A 20,971-nucleotide genomic window follows, 5' to 3' on the forward strand; every position below is an offset into this window, starting at 1 on the left:
ACAAACATGCGAGTGGCCAAAAATGTGCATGAGCTGATTGGATATACGCCGGTGGTGGAAATTACGCAAATTCCGTTGCCCGAGGGTGTTCGCATATTTGCCAAATTGGAATATTTCAACCCGGGAGGCAGCATTAAAGACCGGCTTGGCCAAGAGTTATTGCGCGACGCATTAGAGACAGGAAAATTAAAAGAAGGCGGAACGATCATTGAGCCGACGGCGGGAAACACTGGCATTGGGTTGGCGTTGGCGGCGATTGGCAAAAACATCAACGTGATTTTTTGCGTTCCCGAGAAATTCAGCATCGAAAAGCAGCAAATCATGAAAGCGCTAGGAGCAACGATTGTCCATACACCAACGAGCGAAGGAATGCAAGGAGCGATCCGCAAGGCGCAAGAGCTTGCCCGTGAAATCCCTAACTCCTATTGCCCGCAGCAGTTTGCCAACCCGGCCAACCCAAGAACATATTATAAAACGCTCGGCCCGGAACTATGGGATGACCTTGACGGACAAATCGATATATTTGTCGCCGGGGCCGGTTCAGGCGGAACGTTTATGGGAACGGCAACGTTTTTAAAAGAAAAAAACCCAAACATTAAAACAGTCATTGTCGAACCAGAAGGGTCGATTTTAAACGGCGGAGAGCCGGGGCCGCATAAAACAGAAGGAATCGGAATGGAATTTTTGCCGAATTATATGGATCCAAGCTATTTTGATGCGATTCATACGATTCGCGATGAAGACGCGTTTAAGTGGGTAAAAGAACTTGCCGAAAAAGAAGGGCTGCTTGTCGGAAGCTCTTCAGGCGCTGCGTTTCATGCCGCGTTGCTTGAGGCCAAAAAGGCGAAACCGGGAACGAATATCGTTGTTATTTTCCCGGATAGCAGCGAGCGATATTTAAGCAAAAAAATTTATGAAGGTGGGATTTAAATGAGACGAAAAACAAAACTGATTCACGGCGGCATCCCGGGTGATCCGCATACGGGAGCGGTTTCTGTTCCGATTTATCAAGTCAGCACGTATAAACAAGAAGGAATCGGCGGCCATAAAGGCTTTGAATATTCGCGTACCGGCAATCCAACCCGCCACGCATTAGAAGAGCTGATTAAAGATTTAGAAGAAGGTTATGCCGGTTTTGCGTTTGGCTCCGGAATGGCGGCGATCACGGCGGTCATGATGCTGTTTAACAGCGGCGATCACGTCATTTTAACGGACGATGTGTATGGCGGCACATATCGCGTCATGACGAAAGTGCTAAATCGCTTGGGGATTGAATCGACTTTTATTGATACAAGCGACCTTTCCAACATCGAGAAACATATCCAGCCGAATACGAAAGCGCTTTACATTGAAACGCCAACCAACCCACTCTTAAAAATTACGGACATTCAAGCTGCTTCCGCCATCGCCAAAAAGCATGGCTTGCTTACGATCGTCGACAACACGTTCAGCACCCCGTATTGGCAAACGCCGCTTGCCCTTGGCGCCGACATTGTTGTCCATAGCGCGACGAAATATTTAGGCGGCCATAGCGATGTTGTTGCTGGATTGGCAGTTGTCAATTCGGAAGAGTTAGCAGAAAAACTGCATTTTATTCAAAACTCTACCGGAGGAATTCTCGGCCCGCAAGATTCATGGCTTTTAATGCGCGGCATCAAGACGCTTGGCGTGCGCATGGAGGAGCATGAAGAAAACACGAGAAAAATCGTTGGATTTTTAGTGAACCATTCAGCGGTCCAAAAAGTGCATTATCCAGGATTGGAAACACATCCAAACTATGAGGTTGCCAAAAAACAAATGCGTGGATTTGGCGGCATGGTCTCTTTTGATGTCGGAAGTGCGGAGAAAGCGGATCAAGTGTTAAACCGTGTGCGCTATTTTACGCTCGCAGAAAGCTTGGGAGCGGTTGAAAGCTTAATTTCGCTGCCGGCGAAAATGACGCACGCATCCATTCCGAAAGAACGCCGCGAACAATTAGGCATTACTGATGGGCTGATCCGCATTTCTGTCGGATTGGAAGATGTGGAAGATTTAATCGAAGATTTAGCCCAAGCATTGCATGGTTAAAATTACATCCCCACATTTGCTGTCCCATATGGTACAGTTAAGGATGGAAAGTGGGGGATACGATGGAACAACAAAAACAGCATTGGAAGGAAAAAGCGGCTGATTATAAAATGTTTGCTGGTGTATTGCTGGCATTAAGCGTCTTTTTGTATATTGGCACGCTTCTTCCTACAATTGCGCCAGAGAAAAAGGCGTATTTGCTTCCTTTCATTGCGATATTGTTAATCGGCGCGTTTTCCTTTTTTCAACGAGCGATCAAATATATTCGGCTTTTGCGTGAAATAGATGAATAAACACCTGCTTCTTCGTTTAGAAGAGCAGGTGTTTTTCTTTAAAAAGTTTCATAAAATGTTCAAAACCATGCAAAGAAATGCATTATTTTCACATGTAAAATAATAGTTAAAGAATGATAGGGGAGGAATATTGGGATGTTCGCCATGGTGATGGGGATTGTGATTACTGCAACGATAGCATTGATTATAACGGCGGAAGTAAGTGTGGAAGCACAAAATTAATCTGTAATATCAGGCAGTTGGGTTATCCGGGAATATCTACAGACTATATTTACTATTTAAGGAACGCGACCATGGAATAGCACGATTTGCCTAGCAAGTGTTGAACTCTAGTATACGAAAGAATCCATTTTAAAGCACAGATAACCTGTTAGATGAGAATATGAGTATAAATTTTTTAGTTTTTTAATATTTGCATTATTGTTTGGGAGAACCATTCAATATTACACAACTGCGAATCGACATGATGCGGCTGTTGTACTCGAATTATTTCCGACTATAAAGGAATGGGATATTGTGTTTGCACTTGGATTAAACAGAAAAAGGAGCAATCGCCTGACATTGCTCCTTTTTCTTTACGAAAGTATGAGGCTATCTCCGCTTTTCCTTTTCATTCCGATAAAACTCATGAAACATTTTCATCAATGCGCGCTTTTCGATGCGCGATACATAGCTCCTTGAGATGCCGAGTTCTTTTGCGATCTCCCGCTGTGTTTTTTCCCGCTGCATATCAAGGCCGAAGCGGCTGATAATCACTTCTTTTTCCCGTTCATCGAGCACATCGATATATTTTTTCACTTGTTCGAGTTCCATATTTAGCTGAATTTCATCGATGATATCGTTTCCTTCCGATTTCAAGACATCGATCAGGCTGATTTCATTTCCTTCCTTATCTTGCCCGATCGGCTCGTGCAACGAGACATCTTTTCGTGTTTTTTTTAATGAGCGCAAATGCATTAAAATTTCGTTTTCAATGCAGCGAGCTGCATATGTCGCTAATTTTGTCCCTTTGCCAGGAGAGTAACTCTCGATTGCTTTAATAAGACCGATGGTGCCAATGGAAATTAGATCCTCTACATCTTCGCCGGTATTTTCAAATTTTTTTACAATATGTGCAACGAGGCGTAAATTATGTTCAATTAAAATATTACGAGCTTGTTCATCTCCTTTCGCCATAAGCTGTAAGTATTTTTCTTCTTCTTTGGCGCTTAACGGTTGGGGAAATGCATTGTTTTTAATGTATGATACTAAAAACACTAATTCCTTAATGAGGAATGTGAACGCAGATAAAATGCCTGACATCGTGTTACCCCCACCTTTATTGTTTTAGGCGATTGCCTATTACTTATGTATATGATGAAGCGGGGTTGTACGTGTTTGGACACAAAAAAGAAATTGGAATTCAATGACAATATTATATGAATATTCTTGACATAACGAAAATATGATAGTAGAATAGTTTTGTCTCTTTTTGTCTAAAAATGTCATAAAAGAAGGGGGCGAATGAATGAGAAAAATTGGATTAGCTTGGCAAATTTTTATTGGTCTCATTCTAGGGATTATCGTGGGAGCCATTTTTTATGGAAATCCGAAGGTTGCCACTTATTTACAGCCTATTGGGGATATTTTCCTTCGTTTAATCAAAATGATTGTCATTCCGATTGTTATTTCTAGCCTTGTAGTTGGAGTCGCCAGCGTTGGGGATTTGAAAAAGCTTGGAAAATTAGGCGGCAAAACGATTATTTATTTCGAGATTATCACAACGATCGCGATTGTCGTCGGTTTATTGGCAGCGAATATTTTTCAGCCAGGGACCGGCGTTAATATGAAATCATTAGAAAAAACCGATATTCAAAGCTATGTTGATACAACAAACGAAGTGCAGCATCATTCGATGGTAGAAACTTTTGTTAATATTGTTCCAAAAAATATTTTTGAATCGTTAACCAAAGGGGATATGCTGCCGATCATTTTCTTCTCTGTTATGTTCGGTTTAGGAGTAGCGGCGATTGGCGAAAAAGGAAAGCCAGTTCTTCAATTTTTCCAAAGTACAGCAGAAGCGATGTTTTATGTAACAAACCAAATTATGAAGTTTGCGCCGTTCGGCGTGTTTGCGCTGATTGGTGTAACCGTTTCTAAGTTTGGGGTAGAGTCGCTTATTCCGCTCAGCAAGCTCGTCATTGTTGTTTACGCAACGATGGTGTTCTTTATCTTTGTCGTGCTTGGCGGTGTTGCTAAGTTATTTGATATAAATATTTTTCATATTATAAAAATTTTGAAAGATGAGTTAATTCTTGCTTATAGTACAGCAAGTTCGGAAACCGTTCTTCCGAAAATTATGGAGAAAATGGAGAATTTCGGTTGTCCAAAAGCGATTACATCCTTTGTCATTCCGACAGGGTATTCCTTTAACTTAGACGGTTCTACGTTATATCAGTCGTTGGCGGCCATTTTTATCGCGCAGTTGTACGGTATTGACATGCCGATTTCTCAACAAATCTCGCTTTTGCTTGTGTTAATGGTGACTTCGAAAGGAATCGCTGGGGTGCCGGGTGTATCCTTTGTCGTGCTGCTTGCTACGTTAGGCACGGTTGGGATTCCGATAGAAGGATTAGCATTTATCGCTGGAATCGACCGTATTTTAGATATGGCGCGCACAGCAGTGAATGTTATTGGCAACTCGTTAGCAGCGATCATTATGTCAAAATGGGAAGGCCAATATAACGAAGAAAAAGGAAAACAATACATCGCGCAATTGCAGCAAAGTGCATAAATGCTGAAAAAGCTGTCCTGCTAGAAAAGGACAGCTTTTTCAGTGCAAGGACTTATTTTTTTCTTCCACGTAGTATAGTATAATTTGGTGCTGAATAAGGTTGTAATGGGATGCTTGGCTAAGAGTACATAATACATAGGAGGAAGAACCATGCACGAATTCATACAAAGTATTTTTACATTTTTAGCGGATTTAGGCTATATCGGAATTGCTTTAGCATTAATGATTGAGGTGATTCCAAGTGAAATTGTGCTAGCATATGCGGGGTATTTAGTATCACGTGAGGAAATATCATTTGTTGGAGCGGTGATAGCTGGAACCATCGGCGGAACGATAGCCCAGCTTTTTCTATATTGGATGGGATACTACGGGGGAAGACCGTTTCTTGATAAGTATGGAAAATATTTATTGATTAAAAAGAAACATCTCGATTTATCAGAGCAATGGTTTGAAAAATACGGCTCGGGCGTCATTTTTACCGCGCGCTTTATTCCGGTTGTGCGCCATGCCATTTCTATTCCAGCTGGTATCGCAAAAATGTCATGGAAGAAATTTACCTTTTATACAACATGTGCGGTTATCCCATGGTCTATTTTCTTTATTTTTTTAGGGGAACGGCTAGGAAGCCACTGGCAGGAAATTGATGAGATTGCCCGGCCTTATTTGCGGCCGGTGATCATCGTTGCGATTGTGGTTACTGTCATTTATATTGTGCTTCAAGTTTATCGTCGAAAACGAACATAATTGTTTTTAAGGGGAATGTTGGGGGAGAGAACGATGACAAAAATAGAGGCGTTTATTTTAGGAATGATTCAAGGGCTTACGGAGTTTTTGCCAATCAGCAGTACGGGACATTTATATTTGGGGAGACATTTGTTTGGGCTTGATGAGGCGGGGTTATTCCTTGATACTATGCTTCATATCGGCACCCTGTTAGCCGTGTTTGTCATTTACAAAGAGGAATTGTCTATATGATTCGCAAGCCGTTTAGCAAGCTAACGTTTTTGTTAGTGATAGGGACGATTCCAGCAGTTGTTGTCGGGCAGTTGTTTATTACTTTGAAGAAATTTCTAAGACAGGGGAGACTATTGGATGGGAATTTTTAGTAACTGGCTTATTTCTTTGGATAGCTGATGGTGTAAAGCATGGGTATAAACGAATGGATGACATTACATATACCGATGCGTTTGTGATCGGGACGGTTTCTTCGGCGTTATTTGGCTATATTGCAGTGCGCTGGATGATTAACTATTGAAAGCGTCATTCATTAAAAGGATTTGCGATGTATGTATGGTTTCTTGGATGATTGTTCTCGTTTTCCAAATAGCAGGGAGATTTTAATGTTGTTGATTGTCTTTACTCCATTCGCTATATTTATAATAGAAGTTGCGAAGTAAAATCAAATTGAATGGGGTATGATAGTGAAAAAGTTTATTATTATTGCCTTCGTGATTGCAATAGGTTTATTTTTGCTGCCGTATAGCTTGCCGCTTGTCTTTGCATTAGCGACAGCATTATTATTAGAGCCAGCAGTAAAAAATTTGCAGAACAATTACCGGCTGAAACGGGTGCATGCAGTAACGACGGTTTTTTGTTATTTCTTATTATCGTTGGCTTTGCGTTTTATTTTCTTATTGTCATACTTGTGCAGCAAATTATGACATTTTCGCAAAAACTGCCACATTTTTTGAGTGAAGCGACAGAAGTTTTTAATAAGTTTATTCAAACATGGGAATCATATTCGAGTTCGATTCCAAAAGAGATTATCGCTTCGTTGGAAAACAGCATCGAAACGATACAACGTTTGCTTTTGGAATTTGCGACGAATTCGACGCAGTCGATTGTTCATTTTATCACGCTTATTCCCGGCTTTCTTATTCATTTTTTAGTATATTTAGTAGCGCTGTTTTTAATTAGTTTAGATTTGCCAAAGTTAAAAAAGAGGCTCAAAAAATATTTGTCTGAACGTACACATCAGCGGTTAGCGATGATTGTGACGCAATTAAGCAAAGCTGGCATCGGGTTTATTAAAGCGCAATTTTTGTTAAGTCTCATCACTTTTTTTCTTGCATTGGCCGGTTTATTGTTGTTGAAAGTGGATTATGCGGTTATTATGGCACTGCTAATTGTTGTTGTGGATATTTTGCCGATTTTAGGGACTGGCTCGGTGTTAGTGCCATGGGGGATAATAAGTATTGCGAATGGCAATAGCGGCCTAGGGGTCGGTCTCATTGTATTATTTGTGATTATTACGGTAGTGCGTCGTATTATTGAGCCGAAAGTTTTCTCAACCAATTTAGGCATTTCCCCTTTGGCTGCATTAGTGAGCGTTTATTTAGGATTTCAACTGTTAGGTTTTATCGGGCTGTTTATTGGTCCAGCATTTGTGATTTTGGTGGAAACAATGGTAAAAGCAGGAGTGATTAAATTTTCTATTAAGCTTTAGCATAAAAAGGCTGGCAAACATCTGCCAGCCTTTTTCATCAATAGGGAGAGAGATGGAAACGTCAAATTATTGACGGGAAGCTTTGGTTTTTGGCAAAATTAAGATTTCAACGCGCCGGTTTTTCATCCGCCCTTCAGGAGTATTATTGGGCGCTACTGGTTTAAATTCTCCGTATCCTTTCGCGCTAAACCAACGCGGATCGAGATTTGGATTTTCCAATAATACTTTCATAAAATTGACAGCACGCATGACGCTTAGTTCCCAGTTTGAGGCAAATTGTGCATTGTGAATCGGTACGTTATCGGTATGCCCGCTAATAATAATATGGCGCGGTGGATTCATGACAAGCAGTTGGGAAATCTCTTTAGCTAGCTTTCGATCTTTTGGTCGCACTTCTGCACTTCCTGAATCAAATAAAATATCGTTTAAGATCGTAATCGCCAGCCCCTCATCTGTTAAAGAGGTTTGTAATTTCCCGTTTAAGTGTTTTTTTGTGATATATGTATCAATTTTTTCTTGCACGTCATGCAGCTCTTCTTGATCTTGTTTATTTAGGGCCTCTTTATTATTTTGTTGCTGTTTAGGTTCTTGTTTTGATGGCGAAGGCGGAATTTTCTGTTCGATTGGGCTTTCAAAATCAAGCACACCTGTTCCGCCAGCCAATGCTGTATTAAATGACCGGGCGATTTGCTGGAATTTTTTTTGATCGATTTGGCTGCTTGCAAACAAAACGATAAAAAGAGCGAGTAATAACGTTAATAAATCAGAGTACGGAATAAGCCATGACTCGTTAATATGCTCTTCTTGTTTTTGTTTTTTTTCTTACTCATTTCTTTTTTCTCCCTGTTCTACAATTTTCTTGCGTTCAGTTTCCGGAAGATAGGAAGCAAGTTTTTGTTCAATTGTCCGCGGTGCTTGTCCTTCTAGAATGGAAAGGACCCCTTCAATCATGACTCGCCGTATTTTCGCCTCTTCTTTTGATTTTCTTCTTAATTTATTGGCAAATGGATGCCATAACACGTACCCAGTGAAAATTCCCAGCAGTGTTGCGACGAATGCCGCGCTAATTGCTTTGCCGAGCTCGCTAATGTTATCGATATTGCCTAATGCCGAAATTAGCCCGATGACCGCTCCTAGCACCCCAAGTGTTGGCGCGTATGTACCTGCTTGCGAAAAAATGGCTGCATTCGCTTCATGCCGTTCTTCCATCGCTTCAATTTCCTCTGTCATTACATCGCGAATAAAATCTTGTGTCTGCCCATCAATTGCCATGCTCAAACCATTTCGTAAAAATGGATCATCAATTTCGTCTAATTTTGCTTCCAGTGCGAGCAATCCTTCCCGTCGAGCCACGTTCGCCCAATCGACGAACAATGGAATTAATTCTTCGATGGTTGGGATGTTTTGTTCTTTAAAAAGCACGCCGAACAGTTTTGGCACTTTTTTAATTTCGCGAGTTGGAAAAGCGATGGTAACAGAAGCGATAGTTCCAACGATAATAATTAAAATCGCTGCAGGGTTAATTAATACGCTTGGATTGACACCTTTAAAGTACATTCCAACACCTACAGCGATAATACCAAGAAGAATGCCGATAATGGATGTTTTGTCCAAATGAAATCCCCCGTTATTTCTTAAAACACCATATTCATATGTTATTTGTACTTTATAATGAATTCACATTTATCATATAATTAATAATAAGGATTGAAAAGAGAAAATGGTGTGAATAGAAAATAAAAAAGGCTGCCCAATCCATTATGACTTCATTTTGGAAAGGACAGTCTTCCTATGTTTGTTTTATATTTTTTTCAATTTAAATGTTCCAACCATTAAAAACGACAATGTAATCATAAGGAAAATGAAAAATTGCGGAGGAAAATAATGAATCGTTAAATAGCTTAATGTTAGCAGTACTCCCGCAGCTGTAATTGGAAGTCCCGAAAAATAGCCGCTGTTTTCTGTAATGTTAAAACGAGCAAGACGAAAGGCGCCGCAGCCGATGTATAAAATCGTAAAAAACGCACCAGGCGCGCCAAATTCATGCAGCAGGCTTTGATAAATTAACAACGCAGGAGCTACTCCAAATGATATAATATCACTCATGGAGTCCAATTGTTTTCCGAGTTCTGATTCAATATTTAATTTGCGGGCAACAGCCCCATCAAAGCGGTCGACTAAGGCTGCTAAAAAAACGAGAAGCAAACTGACATTAAGCTGCCCTTTTAACGTCGTTAAGACGGAAAAACCACCTAGTGATAAATTGGTCATCGTTAAAATATTTGCCATATTTGCTTTTAGCTTTTTTAATGTGTAATCTAAATAATCCAATAAAAACATTCTCCTCACTCCTTTTCGCTCTAAAACGCGGCAAACAAAGTCTACTACAATTATACTCATTTTATTTATAATATGAAAAGTAGTAAAAAACATGACCGCCATAAATTGGAGGGAATATATTTGTTAAAATGGTTGTATCGTCTTATGATTGAATTGACGAATCATTCATTTTCATCAAAAATGATCGCAATTTTTACAAAGTCTCGTTTAAGTGCATTACTTATTCCATCGTATGCAAAAATTTATGATATTAATCAAGAAGAGATGGAAAAAAATTTAAAAAATTATAAAACGTTGCAACAACTATTTATTCGCAAGCTAAAAGCGGGGACAAGACCGATTGATCAAACGAAAAACAGTGTTATTAGCCCTGTTGATGCGATTATTGAAGATATCGGTGTGATCCGTGAAAATAGCGAAATCGTCGTTAAGGGCAAGACATATTCGATTGCAGAAATGCTTGGAAGCGGCGAAGCGGCAAAAAAATATTTAAACGGATTATTCATTATTTTGTATTTAAGCCCAAGCCATTATCATCGCATCCATAGCCCAATATCTGGAGTTGTGCAAAAACAATGGGCTCTTGGAAAAAAATCGTACCCTGTCAACCGCCTTGGCTTAAAATATGGAAAGCGGCCGTTATCGAAAAACTATCGCATGATTACAGAAGTAGCTGCAAACGGAAAACATATCGCGATTGTAAAAATAGGTGCGATGTTTGTCAACAGCATTGAGCTTACCCATGTGAGCAAGCATCTTACGAAAGGGCAAGAAATTGCCTATTTTTCTTTTGGATCTACCGTCGTTTTATTGTTTGAAAAAGACAGTATTGAGCTTGATGAACGAATTGTGGTGCCGATGGGAGTGAAAGTAGGGGAACGGATTGGCTATTTAAAATAAAAAAAGCCCTGGAGGCTATTATGATGAAAGCTTAATTTTATGTTCTAACGAACGGCGGCGAATTTCTTTTTCAATTAATTCAATAAACTCCGGGCTTAATTTTAATTCTTTTGCTTTATAATATGATTCGATTAACAACTCATCAGATAGATGTTTCATGCTGAAAACCCCCTTCAGCAATGGAATATGATTTGCAGTCAATACATATAATGGTAAGTTACTTTAACTGTACCATGATTTCCGATGTAGAACAACCGTTCTGTTATCCACAACAACAAGTGGATAACATGTGGAAAACATGTTTATAAGGTTGTCGGGATCTGATTTTATGCTTGTGAATGATGTGGACAAAACTTATCCACAATTTTGGGGATAACGAACTTTGTCGAAAAAATTTTTGTGATTGTATATATTTGTCAAAGTTTGTTTTGAAAGACTAGTGAAAATTAGGTATGATGGTTAAAGGCAGAAAAGCCGAAAGTCAGTGCCTAAAAAGGTAAGGTGATGGACATGCTTCATTATTTTTTGCCAAGCCAGTTTGTCAAACGTGTACTGGATATTACTCCTAGTGAGTTAAAAGAAAAAGGAATTAAAGGAATCATTACAGATTTAGATAATACGCTTGTCGAGTGGGATCGTCCAAGCGCCACTCCGGAGCTAATGGAGTGGTTTGAGAATATGAAGCAAGAGGGCATTAAGGTGATCATCGTATCGAATAATAATAAAAAGCGGGTGCAATCTTTCGCGGAACCGCTTGGCATTCCGTTTATTTTCGAAGCACGGAAGCCGCTGACAAGCGCTTTCCAAAAAGCGTTATCGATGATGCAATTGAGGAAAGATGAAGTTGTTGTCATCGGTGATCAATTGCTAACCGATGTGTTTGGAGGAAACCGGTTAGGATTAAATACCATTTTAGTTGTACCGGTTGCGCAGACAGACGGGCTTTGGACCCGATTGAACCGAAAGATAGAACGGATAATTTTAAATATGATGCGTAAAAAAGGCATGATTTATTGGGAGGAATGATGGTGGAACAACAAATTCGCTGCATTGGCTGTGGAGCGCTAATTCAATCGGAAGATGAGACAAAACCTGGGTATGCACCAAAAAGCGTTTTAGAAAAAGAAAAAGAAGAAGTCATTTGTCAACGCTGCTTTCGCTTAAAGCACTATAACGAAGTGCAAGATGTAGCACTGACAGATGATGACTTTTTAAAAATTTTACACCGCATCGGACAGTCGGAAGCACTTGTCGTAAAAATTGTTGATATTTTTGACTTCAATGGAAGCTGGCTTCCAGGATTGCATCGGTTTGTCGCGAACAACCCGATTTTGCTCGTTGGCAATAAAGTGGACTTGCTTCCAAAATCGGTGAAATATCCAAAGCTTATTCATTGGATGAAACAATCGGCAAGCGATCTCGGCTTGAAGCCAATTGACATATGTTTAGTGAGCGCTGTCAAAGGAATCGGAATGGCGAAAGTAATGGAGGCGATTGAAAAATATCGGTTTGGGAAAGACGTTTATGTGGTTGGCTGTACGAATGTTGGAAAATCAACGTTTATTAATCGTATTATTCAAGAGGCAACGGGGAAAGGAAATGTAATTACAACATCCTATTTTCCGGGAACGACGTTGGATATGATCGAAATTCCATTAGATGATGGAGCGGCGATTTATGATACGCCGGGAATTATTAATCACCATCAAATGGCGCACTTTGTGGACAAAAAAGATTTAAAAATCATCACTCCAAAGCGAGAAATCCATCCGAAAGTGTATCAGCTGAATGAACAACAAACGTTATTTTTCGGGGGGCTCGCCCGGCTTGATTATATAAAAGGGGGACGACGGTCTTTTGTATGTTATTTCTCCAATGAGCTGCTCATTCATCGGACGAAGTTAGAAAAAGCGGATGCGTTATATGCCAATCAATTAGGTGAACTTCTTTCTCCTCCGCGCAAACATTATATCGACCAATTCCCGCCATTAGAGGCGCATACATTCACCATAAAAGAAAGAAAGACAGACATTGTATTTTCCGGACTTGGTTGGGTGACATGCAACGAACCAGGAGCGCAAGTGGTTGCGTATGCACCAAAGGGAGTCGACATCTTAATAAGGAAATCATTGATTTAATTCTTTTGTAAGTAAAATAGGGGAGAAGAGAAAATGGAAAAATTATATGCGTTATTTGGTTGCCCTGTTCACCATTCCCTATCGCCAATTATGCATAATGATGCATTTCAAAACATGAACATTGCCGCACACTACCATGCATTTCATGTAGAGCCGGAACGCTTGAAGGATGCTATTGCCGGGGTAAGGGCCCTTGGCATTTCGGGGGTAAATGTAACGATTCCTCATAAAACAGCGGTGATGCCATTGCTCGATGAGGTGGATCCAACAGCGCGCCGCATCGGTGCGGTCAATACGATCGTGAATAGAAATGGACGATTGATCGGCTATAATACAGATGGTCCTGGATATGTTCGGGCGCTAGAGGAAGAAATAAACGTCGATATAAAAGAAAAGCGCATTTTGCTTATTGGAGCTGGTGGAGCAGCAAGAGGCATTTACGTTTCTCTTGCCGATCGCGGTGCAAAACAAATCGATATTTGCAATCGAACGGTATCCAAAGCAAAACAGCTTATTGATGAATGTAATGCTTCTGTTTCATCAGTTGTATACTCGTTAAATGAAGCGGAAGAGCGTTTAGGAGAATATGATATTCTCATTAATACGACGTCTGTTGGAATGTATCCTAATATGGAAGAAATGCCGCTTTCTCTTGCAAATATGAAAGAAGGAACGATCGTTTCTGATATTATTTACAATCCATTAGAGACAAAATGGTTGAAGGAAGCACGAAAAAGAAATGGAATTATCCAAAATGGAGTCGGGATGTTTGTATATCAAGGGGCGTTAGCATTTGAAAAATGGACAGGAATATTCCCGGATGTCCAACGTATGAAAAAAATAGTGATCGAACAGCTTAGGGGGTAACATAACATATGTTAACAGGAAAACAAAAACGTTTTTTGCGGGCGAAAGCCCATCATTTGAAACCAATTTTTCAAGTTGGAAAAGGCGGAGTTAATGAAAATATGATTAAGCAAATTATCGATGCGCTCGAAGCGCGTGAGCTTATTAAAGTGAGCGTGCTGCAAAATTGTGAGGAAGATCGCCATGTTGTCGCCGAGCAACTTGCACAAGGAGCGGGCGCGGAACTTGTACAAGTAATTGGGAATACCATTGTATTGTATAAGGAGTCAAAAGAAAATAAGCAAATTGTGTTACCGCGCTAAACGGCAAAGTTGCGCATATGCATGGCGGAGGGAAGAAAATATGAGAAAAATCGGGATTTTTGGAGGGACATTTGATCCACCGCATTACGGGCATTTATTAATGGCGAATGAAGTGCTGCATGCTCTTCAGTTGTCAGAAATTTGGTTTATGCCGAACCGCATCCCTCCACATAAACAACATGAACAAGTGACAAAAAGCGAAGATCGCTTGCGCATGCTTGAATTAGCGATTGCTGATCATCCGCGCTTTCATATCGAAACGATTGAACTAGAAAGAGAAGGACCGTCGTATACGTATGATACAATTCGTCAACTGCTTTCTATGCACCCAGATCATGAGTTTTATTTTATTATCGGTGCAGATATGGTGGAATATTTGCCACACTGGCATAAAATTGCTGAATTGGTCCAGTTAGTGACATTTGTAGGTGTAAAACGACCTGGTTTTTCCACTAAAACATCTTATCCGGTTATAGAAGTAGAAGTACCGCAATTTGCGGTATCTTCTTCGATGATTCGTGATCGGGTAAGAAAAGGACAAACAATCCGATATTTAGTGCCGGAATGTGTAAGACTTTATATTGAGGAGAGAAAGCTATATGGAGCGAGAAAAAGCGTTAACTCTCGTTAAAAAACAATTGACAGAACATCGCTATCAACATACAATTGGCGTTATGGAAACGGCAATCGAGCTTGCGGAGCAGTATGGAGCGGATGTGAAAAAAGCGGAATTGGCGGCTATTTTTCATGACTATGCGAAGTTCCGTCCGAAAGAAGAAATGAAACAAATCATTTTAGAGCAAAATATGCCAAAAGACTTGCTTTCTTACAACTCGGAACTTTGGCATGCTCCAGTCGGTGCTTACTTAGTAAGGACGGAAGTTGGAATCGAAGATGAAGATATATTAAACGCGATTCGTTATCATACATCAGGACGAGCAAATATGACATTATTGGAAAAAATTATTTACCTTGCCGATTATATTGAACCTGGGCGGATATTCCCAGGAGTAGATGAAGTTCGTGATCTGGCCAAACAAGATCTGAACAAGGCGTTAGTAAAATCGTTACAAAACACCATTCAATTTTTGTTGAAAAAAAATCAGCTCATTTATCCAGACACGATTCACACATATAATTCGTTGATGATGGAAATAAAGGGGAATGTGAAGAATGACAGAACAGGAAATATTGCAATTGGTTGTTCGAGCAGCCGATGACAAAAAAGCGGAAAATATCGTTGTCCTAAATATGAAAGGAATTTCTCTTGTCGCTGATTATTTTGTGATTTGTCATGGAAATTCGGAGAAACAAGTACAAGCGATTGCGCGGGAAATAAAAGAGAAAGCAGAGGAACACCATATTCCGGTGAAACGGGTAGAAGGGTTTCATGAGGCAAAATGGGTTTTAGTCGATTTAGGCGATATCGTCGCCCATATTTTTGATAAAGAGGAACGCAATTATTACAATTTAGAACGTTTATGGGGAGATGCGCCGTTGGAAGATGTGGAGAGCGTGTTGCAGCAATGACGTATGAGTCATTTGCTTATTGGTATGATAAATTAATGAATGAAGCGCCGTATGATGCATGGCAGTCGTTTGTGCAAAAAAAGCTAAAGCAGTATGGACGTCAAGGTGCAAAACGCATTCTTGATGTCGGATGTGGCACAGGAGAATTAGCTGTTCGATTGGCGAAAGAAGGATTTTTGGTCACAGGTGTCGATTTGTCTGAAAATATGCTCGCTATTGCACAAGCGAAAGCGGAAGCGCAACAGGTTACCATTGAATTTTTTCAACAAAATATGACGGAATTAGAAGGATTTTCGTCGTTTGATTGTGTCACTATTTTTTGCGATTCACTCAACTATTTATTAGAAGAAAGTGAAGTTCGGCAAACTTTTTCCCGCATTTATGAACTGTTAAAAGAAGACGGTTTATTGTTATTTGACGTTCATTCGACGTATAAAATGGATCATATTTTTCAAGATGCGATATTTACAAGCAATGACGAGGAAATCAGTTATATTTGGTCTTGCTATCCGCTTTCGTTGCCGCATAGCGTTGAGCATGAATTAACGTTTTTCGTCCGTGGCGATGATGGAAAATATGAACGGCATGATGAACTGCATCGACAGTGCACCTATGAGATTGATCAGTATAAACAATGGCTGACGGAAGCGGGATTTACAGTGCTGGAAATAACCGCGGATTTTACAGATGAAGCGCCAAGCGAAACGTCGGAACGTGTTTTCTTTGTTGCGAAAAAATGAAAAACAGCGGCGCTTCCCTCTTTTTAAAGCTTTATGCTTTTCTGCCAAAGCCCGTTAAAGCGATTACACGCTGGCTTCGGCAGAAAAGCTATTGATTGATTTTGACTTCGGTACGGAATAAAACATTTTTTGTTGCTAAGCAGGATTTTTTCTTTTTTTAACGAATAATTAACTACCGAATTGCTTTTTTATTTTTTCGATGTCATCTTTAAATTTTTCATGTGTTTTATCAAATACGCGTTCAAATACCCCTTCGATTTCTTTTTCAAGCACCGCAATTCCTTCTCCAGTAATACCGCCTTTCACGCAAACTTTTTCTCGCAGTGTTGGAAGTGTATAAAGATTCTTCTTCAATAATTCCCCTAATCCAATAATCATATTGCTTGTCAATTCTGTTGCTTGTTCTTTTGTAATCGATGTTTTTGCGGCGGCTGCCTCAATAAATCGTTGAAGCAAATAGCTAAAAAAAGCGGGACCACAACTAGCGATATCAGAAGCGATTCGCGTAATTTCATCATTAATATAGCAAGGAGCAGAAATTTGACGAAATAGCGTTTCTATATAGTTTTGATAGTGTGAAGAACAGCGCTGTCCAACCGTGATTAGCGTGCTTCCAGCAAACGCCCGGTTTGTAATGCTTGGAATAACGCGCACTACGTGGCAAGGGACGGCAGCTTCAAGTTGTTGTACACTAATCGGGCTTGTAATCGATACAAGACAATGTTCCTTTGTCCAAAAGGAAGACAATTGTTGCAAAAGGGGGTGAATATCTAACGGTTTTACACATAAAAACACAATCGTTGCCTTCTGTACCACTTCTTCCGCGCTGGCAGCAACATATATGCCCGGATAGCGGCGCTGGATGTCGAGCGCTTTTTCTAACGTACGATTCGTGATAATAAGCTGGTCTTCTTTGACGGAACCAGATTCAAGAAACGCTTCAATTAAAATCCTTCCCATATTTCCTGTCCCAATCATTCCGATTTCCATGCTTCACTCCCCCCTCCCTGATTGCAGTACGTATAGTCTTTTCAACGATATGTATGAGCGTTTTCTTTATTTTATGACTAATTTGAAAGGATGATGGACATGTGGGAAGCAATAAAAAAGTATGACAAACGATGGTATATTCTGCTCTTGGCAGTGTTCATCGTTGCGGTGGTCATTTTATTTAGAAACAATGAAATGATCGAAAAGGAACAAGGTTCTATACTAGCTTCGGAACAAATGATGATGGAAGTATCGGAGAAAAAGGAAGAGAAAGTGCAATCCAAAACAATTATTGTCGATATAAAGGGAGCAGTTGCCCAACCGGGAGTATACGAAATAAAGGATACGGCGCGTGTCAATGATGTGGTAGCAATGGCTGGCGGATTTACAAAAGAAGCGGATCAAACAAAGGTCAATTTGGCGGCAAAAGTACATGATGAAATGATGATTTATGTACCGGAACGCGGGGAGACGAACATTCCTTCCATAGATTCTTCTCTTGTTTCCTCTAATGATTCCAAGAAAATTTATATTAATACAGCGTCGGAGGAAGAAATATTGCAACTTCCGGGAATTGGACCGACTAAAGCGGCAGCCATTATTGCCTATCGCGAAGAGCATGGACCGTTTCAAAAAGCAGAAGATTTATTAAATGTTACAGGCATTGGAGAAAAGACGTTGGAAAAAATAAAAGAACACATTGTTGTGCCATAATGTCGTTGACGCTTTGCTGGCTCGCCCATTACACTAAAAATATGTGCACTTTCTGAAGGAAAAATCAATTTGCGATGGACAAGCGGGGGAGGAAGTATGGAACGGATTACATGGGATCAATATTTTATGGCACAAAGCCATTTGTTGGCATTGCGCAGCACTTGTACACGATTGGCGGTTGGCGCCACCATTGTCCGAGATAAACGAATTATTGCCGGGGATATAACGGTTCCATTGCCGGCGGCGCTCATTGCATTGATGAGGGATGTTATGTTATTGACGGGCATTGTGTTCGCACCATCCATGCGGAAATGAATGCGATTATTCAATGTGCGAAATTTGGCGTACCGACAGAAGGAGCAGAGATGTACGTAACTCATTTTCCTTGTCTACATTGCTGTAAGGCGATTATTCAAAGCGGAATTCGCGCTGTATATTATGCGCAAGATTACAAAAATCATCCGTATGCGCTTGAACTTTTTGAACAAGCGAAAGTCCGGGTAGAACACGTACCATTTAATAAAGAAATATTGTCACTTCTGCAAAAATAATAAATCACGCCTACGGAAAGGGGCGCAAACCATGCGGGGGAATATTGTTTATATAGCGCTTGCTGCTGTTTTTGGGATCATCGCTGGGTGCGGGAGGCCAAACATTTCTTTGGTGTTTATCGTGCTGTATGCTATATTTCTTTTCACGCGAAAAAGGCGCCTCTTTCTTTTTTCTATCATAACGATTTGCCTTTTTTATATGTATTTCGTTTATATCGACCATCATAATAAGACGAAACTGTCTGGCAACATGACGTTATTTACTATTCGTTTTATTGCTCCCATTTCGGTGGATGGGGATCAACTAAAATCGATTGTCAAAGTGGGAAAAGAAAAGCTTCAGCTTATTTACTACATAAAATCGGCACAGGAAAAACAAGAGCTTTCTTCTTTAACTCCTAAAGCAGTATGCACGGTGAAGGGAAGGCTTGAACGTCCGGCGCTACCGCGAAATCCTAATGCTTTCGATTATCGTCGTTATTTACGATTTCATCATATTCATTGGATTCTCAAACCCCAATCAATCTCCTTGCAAGACTGCCACAACACATCCCCAACGTTATATGAATGGCTTCTTTCGCTTCGTGAAAAAGGGCTGCACACGGTAGAAACACATTTTCCATCGGAAACGGTTGGAATTGTCCAAGCACTTTTATACGGAGAACGAGGGCAATTAGACGAGACGCTTTTGGAAGGATACCAAAAACTCGGATTAATCCATTTATTAGCCATTTCCGGGTTGCATGTCACGTTATTAGTCGGAGCCATGTTTTCCATATTGATTCGCTTTATCACCAAGGAAACGGCAACGATAATCCTATTGATTTTCCTTCCCATTTATATTGTGCTAACAGGTGCTTCTCCTTCCGTTATTCGCGCCTCCTTTACAGCAATGATCTTTTTAGTTTCCGATTACTGGAAATCGAAGTTATCGCCGCTCGATGCATTAAGTATAACGCTAGTCATGATGCTGCTTTTCGATCCGTATATGTTATGGGATGTCGGATTTCAGTTATCGTTTATTGTAACATTTGCTCTTATTTTATCTTCCCAAATGATATTGTCGCATGATTCTGTCTTTTGGCGCCTCTTTTTTACGGCTTTTATTGCCCAGTTGAGCGCCCTTCCGTTTCTTTTATACTATTTTTTCGAAGTTTCGTTATGGAGCATTCCCCTAAATATTATTTTTGTGCCGCTTTATTCCTTCGCCATTATGCCGCTTTCGTTTGCAGCTGTAGGCACGCATTATATACATTCGCTTCTTTCTTTTCCTTTTATTTGGCTGTTGCAAAAAATTATCGTAATCTCTAGCGATGTTGTTGCATTTTTCTCATCTAACCATTCGTTGTCACTCGTTCTAGGCCGGCCTTCTTTCTTTTTTCTTATCTGTTATGCGGCCGCGATTTTTGCTGCATTTGTACAAATGGAGAAGCGGCGTTACTTTAGTATAGGATGGGTCGCCTTCGTTATTACGCTTCATGCATGGAGCCCATATATGGATCGTTACGGTGAGGTCAATTTACTCGATGTCGGGCAAGGGGATTGTATATACATTGAATTGCCGTATCGAAAAGGAGTATATCTTATTGACACAGGAGGAACACTTCCACACCAAAGACAGCCATGGCAGGAACGAAAGCGGAAGTGGGATGTAGGAAAAGACGTTGTCGTTCCATTTTTAAAATCAAACGGAGTGAGATATATCGATAAACTTATTGCGACACATGGAGATTTGGACCATATTGGAGCGGCAGAAGAAATCATTCGGCATTTTTCTGTCAAGCAAATGGTCATTGGCAAAGGAGAAACAAAAAATTCGATACAAGAAAAACTTGTTCAACTTGCTGAACGACAAAATATAGAAGTGGTGAAAATATCAAGGGGTGACAGATGGATAGAGGATGGAATTTCATTTTATGTACTTCATCCATGGAAAACGCATCGTGATGATAATAACCATTCGATTGTATTGTATACAAAGCTCGGTGGATTATCCTGGTTATTTACGGGTGATTTAGAGGAAACGGGGGAAAGGGAGTTAATCAGCGTTTTTCCGCGCTTAGAAGCCGATGTGTTAAAAGTGGCCCATCATGGGAGCGATACGTCTACAACAGAGTTATTTTTAGAAAAAGTACAGCCGAAGATTGCACTTATTTCCGTCGGCAAACATAACCGTTACCATCATCCTTCCCCATATGTTATCGAACGGCTCCGGAAAAGGAATGTCATTATTTTGCGGACAGACCAGCATGGCGCGATTCGCTATATTTATTCGAAAAATCGTGGAACCTTTTCCGTCATGCTGCCATAGCATAACTAA

Annotated in this window: 22 protein-coding genes and 3 pseudogenes; 19 read left to right on the top strand and 6 right to left on the bottom strand. The window is 40.3% G+C overall.

Annotated elements, in window-relative coordinates:
* The first annotated feature begins 6 nt into the window (after positions 1 to 6).
* The 3 genes from NXM86_RS04400 (at position 7) to NXM86_RS04410 (ending at position 2,360) form a co-directional block, all read left to right on the top strand.
* Positions 7 to 930 carry a PLP-dependent cysteine synthase family protein gene (locus NXM86_RS04400; protein WP_062752987.1) on the top strand — a complete coding sequence of 308 codons (924 nt, stop codon included), beginning with the start codon at positions 7 to 9 and terminating at the stop codon, positions 928 to 930.
* Complete coding sequence (locus NXM86_RS04405) at positions 931 to 2,067, top strand: bifunctional cystathionine gamma-lyase/homocysteine desulfhydrase (RefSeq protein WP_498958676.1); 1,137 nt, start codon at positions 931 to 933, stop codon at positions 2,065 to 2,067.
* Between the two features lie 62 nt (positions 2,068 to 2,129).
* The gene (locus NXM86_RS04410; protein WP_089097935.1) at positions 2,130 to 2,360 is read left to right on the top strand and encodes a YrhC family protein; all 231 of its coding nucleotides are present in this window, start codon (positions 2,130 to 2,132) and stop codon (positions 2,358 to 2,360) included.
* A 591-nt stretch (positions 2,361 to 2,951) separates the two neighbouring features.
* On the opposite strand, the gene sigK is transcribed toward NXM86_RS04410, so the two are convergent.
* Positions 2,952 to 3,662: an RNA polymerase sporulation sigma factor SigK gene (sigK, locus tag NXM86_RS04415; RefSeq protein WP_062752982.1), complete on the bottom strand. Its 711-nt coding sequence runs from the start codon at positions 3,660 to 3,662 to the stop codon at positions 2,952 to 2,954.
* Positions 3,663 to 3,867: 205 nt separating this feature from the next.
* Between sigK and gltP the strand changes: the two genes are divergently transcribed.
* From gltP to ytvI, 4 genes and pseudogenes are all read left to right on the top strand, one after another.
* Complete coding sequence (gene gltP, locus NXM86_RS04420) at positions 3,868 to 5,133, top strand: glutamate/aspartate:proton symporter GltP (RefSeq protein WP_498958677.1); 1,266 nt, start codon at positions 3,868 to 3,870, stop codon at positions 5,131 to 5,133.
* Positions 5,134 to 5,283: 150 nt separating this feature from the next.
* Positions 5,284 to 5,877 carry an undecaprenyl phosphate transporter UptA gene (uptA, locus tag NXM86_RS04425; RefSeq protein WP_015864578.1) on the top strand — a complete coding sequence of 198 codons (594 nt, stop codon included), beginning with the start codon at positions 5,284 to 5,286 and terminating at the stop codon, positions 5,875 to 5,877.
* 33 nt (positions 5,878 to 5,910) lie between these two features.
* A pseudogene (locus NXM86_RS04430) lies at positions 5,911 to 6,385 on the top strand (undecaprenyl-diphosphate phosphatase); the annotation flags it as partial.
* Between the two features lie 169 nt (positions 6,386 to 6,554).
* A pseudogene (ytvI, locus tag NXM86_RS04435) lies at positions 6,555 to 7,579 on the top strand (sporulation integral membrane protein YtvI).
* 66 nt (positions 7,580 to 7,645) lie between these two features.
* On the opposite strand, the gene motB reads toward ytvI, so the two are convergent.
* From motB to pssA, 3 genes are all read right to left on the bottom strand, one after another.
* Entirely contained in the window at positions 7,646 to 8,374 is a 729-nt protein-coding gene (gene motB / locus NXM86_RS04440) for a flagellar motor protein MotB (RefSeq protein ID WP_498958997.1), read from the bottom strand.
* Positions 8,375 to 8,401: 27 nt separating this feature from the next.
* On the bottom strand, positions 8,402 to 9,193 hold the full coding sequence (gene motA, locus NXM86_RS04445) for a flagellar motor stator protein MotA (protein ID WP_015864574.1): 792 nt from the start codon (positions 9,191 to 9,193) through the stop codon (positions 8,402 to 8,404).
* A 186-nt stretch (positions 9,194 to 9,379) separates the two neighbouring features.
* On the bottom strand, positions 9,380 to 9,919 hold the full coding sequence (gene pssA / locus NXM86_RS04450; protein WP_062752977.1) for a CDP-diacylglycerol--serine O-phosphatidyltransferase: 540 nt from the start codon (positions 9,917 to 9,919) through the stop codon (positions 9,380 to 9,382).
* 120 nt (positions 9,920 to 10,039) lie between these two features.
* Between pssA and NXM86_RS04455 the strand changes: the two genes are divergently transcribed.
* Positions 10,040 to 10,819 (top strand): phosphatidylserine decarboxylase, encoded by a 780-nt coding sequence (locus NXM86_RS04455; protein WP_498958679.1) that lies wholly within the window; start codon positions 10,040 to 10,042, stop codon positions 10,817 to 10,819.
* A gap of 18 nt (positions 10,820 to 10,837) precedes the next feature.
* On the opposite strand, the gene NXM86_RS04460 is transcribed toward NXM86_RS04455, so the two are convergent.
* Positions 10,838 to 10,978, bottom strand: a complete 141-nt coding sequence (locus NXM86_RS04460; protein WP_498958680.1) for a sporulation histidine kinase inhibitor Sda — start codon at positions 10,976 to 10,978, stop codon at positions 10,838 to 10,840.
* Positions 10,979 to 11,329: 351 nt separating this feature from the next.
* Between NXM86_RS04460 and NXM86_RS04465 the strand changes: the two genes are divergently transcribed.
* The 8 genes from NXM86_RS04465 to NXM86_RS04500 are packed head-to-tail and all read left to right on the top strand — an operon-like array spanning position 11,330 to position 16,396.
* Positions 11,330 to 11,845 (top strand): YqeG family HAD IIIA-type phosphatase, encoded by a 516-nt coding sequence (locus NXM86_RS04465; RefSeq protein ID WP_062752973.1) that lies wholly within the window; start codon positions 11,330 to 11,332, stop codon positions 11,843 to 11,845.
* Positions 11,845 to 12,957, top strand: coding sequence for a ribosome biogenesis GTPase YqeH (gene yqeH, locus NXM86_RS04470; protein ID WP_216368231.1), 1,113 nt, complete (start codon positions 11,845 to 11,847; stop codon positions 12,955 to 12,957). The genes NXM86_RS04465 and yqeH overlap by 1 nt, the downstream gene beginning before the upstream one ends.
* 33 nt (positions 12,958 to 12,990) lie before the next feature.
* Entirely contained in the window at positions 12,991 to 13,824 is an 834-nt protein-coding gene (gene aroE, locus NXM86_RS04475; protein ID WP_062677195.1) for a shikimate dehydrogenase, read from the top strand.
* A gap of 8 nt (positions 13,825 to 13,832) precedes the next feature.
* A complete protein-coding gene (gene yhbY / locus NXM86_RS04480) occupies positions 13,833 to 14,126 on the top strand; it encodes a ribosome assembly RNA-binding protein YhbY (protein WP_015864567.1) in 294 nt (97 codons plus the stop codon).
* Positions 14,127 to 14,166: 40 nt separating this feature from the next.
* Positions 14,167 to 14,757 (top strand): nicotinate-nucleotide adenylyltransferase, encoded by a 591-nt coding sequence (locus NXM86_RS04485; protein ID WP_498958682.1) that lies wholly within the window; start codon positions 14,167 to 14,169, stop codon positions 14,755 to 14,757.
* Positions 14,726 to 15,346: a bis(5'-nucleosyl)-tetraphosphatase (symmetrical) YqeK gene (yqeK, locus tag NXM86_RS04490; RefSeq protein WP_498958683.1), complete on the top strand. Its 621-nt coding sequence runs from the start codon at positions 14,726 to 14,728 to the stop codon at positions 15,344 to 15,346. Before NXM86_RS04485 ends, yqeK begins: the two co-directional genes overlap by 32 nt.
* A complete protein-coding gene (gene rsfS, locus NXM86_RS04495; protein ID WP_015864564.1) occupies positions 15,300 to 15,656 on the top strand; it encodes a ribosome silencing factor in 357 nt (118 codons plus the stop codon). The genes yqeK and rsfS overlap by 47 nt, the downstream gene beginning before the upstream one ends.
* The gene (locus NXM86_RS04500; RefSeq protein WP_015864563.1) at positions 15,653 to 16,396 is read left to right on the top strand and encodes a class I SAM-dependent DNA methyltransferase; all 744 of its coding nucleotides are present in this window, start codon (positions 15,653 to 15,655) and stop codon (positions 16,394 to 16,396) included. Before rsfS ends, NXM86_RS04500 begins: the two co-directional genes overlap by 4 nt.
* A gap of 168 nt (positions 16,397 to 16,564) precedes the next feature.
* On the opposite strand, the gene comER is transcribed toward NXM86_RS04500, so the two are convergent.
* On the bottom strand, positions 16,565 to 17,386 hold the full coding sequence (comER, locus tag NXM86_RS04505; RefSeq protein WP_015864562.1) for a late competence protein ComER: 822 nt from the start codon (positions 17,384 to 17,386) through the stop codon (positions 16,565 to 16,567).
* Positions 17,387 to 17,485: 99 nt separating this feature from the next.
* Between comER and NXM86_RS04510 the strand changes: the two genes are divergently transcribed.
* The 3 genes and pseudogenes from NXM86_RS04510 to NXM86_RS04520 all read left to right on the top strand — a co-directional run bounded on the left by NXM86_RS04510 (position 17,486) and on the right by NXM86_RS04520 (position 20,962).
* Complete coding sequence (locus tag NXM86_RS04510; RefSeq protein WP_062677199.1) at positions 17,486 to 18,100, top strand: helix-hairpin-helix domain-containing protein; 615 nt, start codon at positions 17,486 to 17,488, stop codon at positions 18,098 to 18,100.
* A 96-nt stretch (positions 18,101 to 18,196) separates the two neighbouring features.
* A pseudogene (locus tag NXM86_RS04515) lies at positions 18,197 to 18,651 on the top strand (ComE operon protein 2).
* 31 nt (positions 18,652 to 18,682) lie between these two features.
* Positions 18,683 to 20,962 carry a DNA internalization-related competence protein ComEC/Rec2 gene (locus NXM86_RS04520; RefSeq protein WP_498958684.1) on the top strand — a complete coding sequence of 760 codons (2,280 nt, stop codon included), beginning with the start codon at positions 18,683 to 18,685 and terminating at the stop codon, positions 20,960 to 20,962.
* Positions 20,963 to 20,971: the final 9 nt, after the last annotated feature.

It is taken from the genome of Geobacillus sp. CX412 (assembly GCF_027942335.1).
Lineage (GTDB): Bacteria > Bacillota > Bacilli > Bacillales > Anoxybacillaceae > Parageobacillus_B > Parageobacillus_B toebii.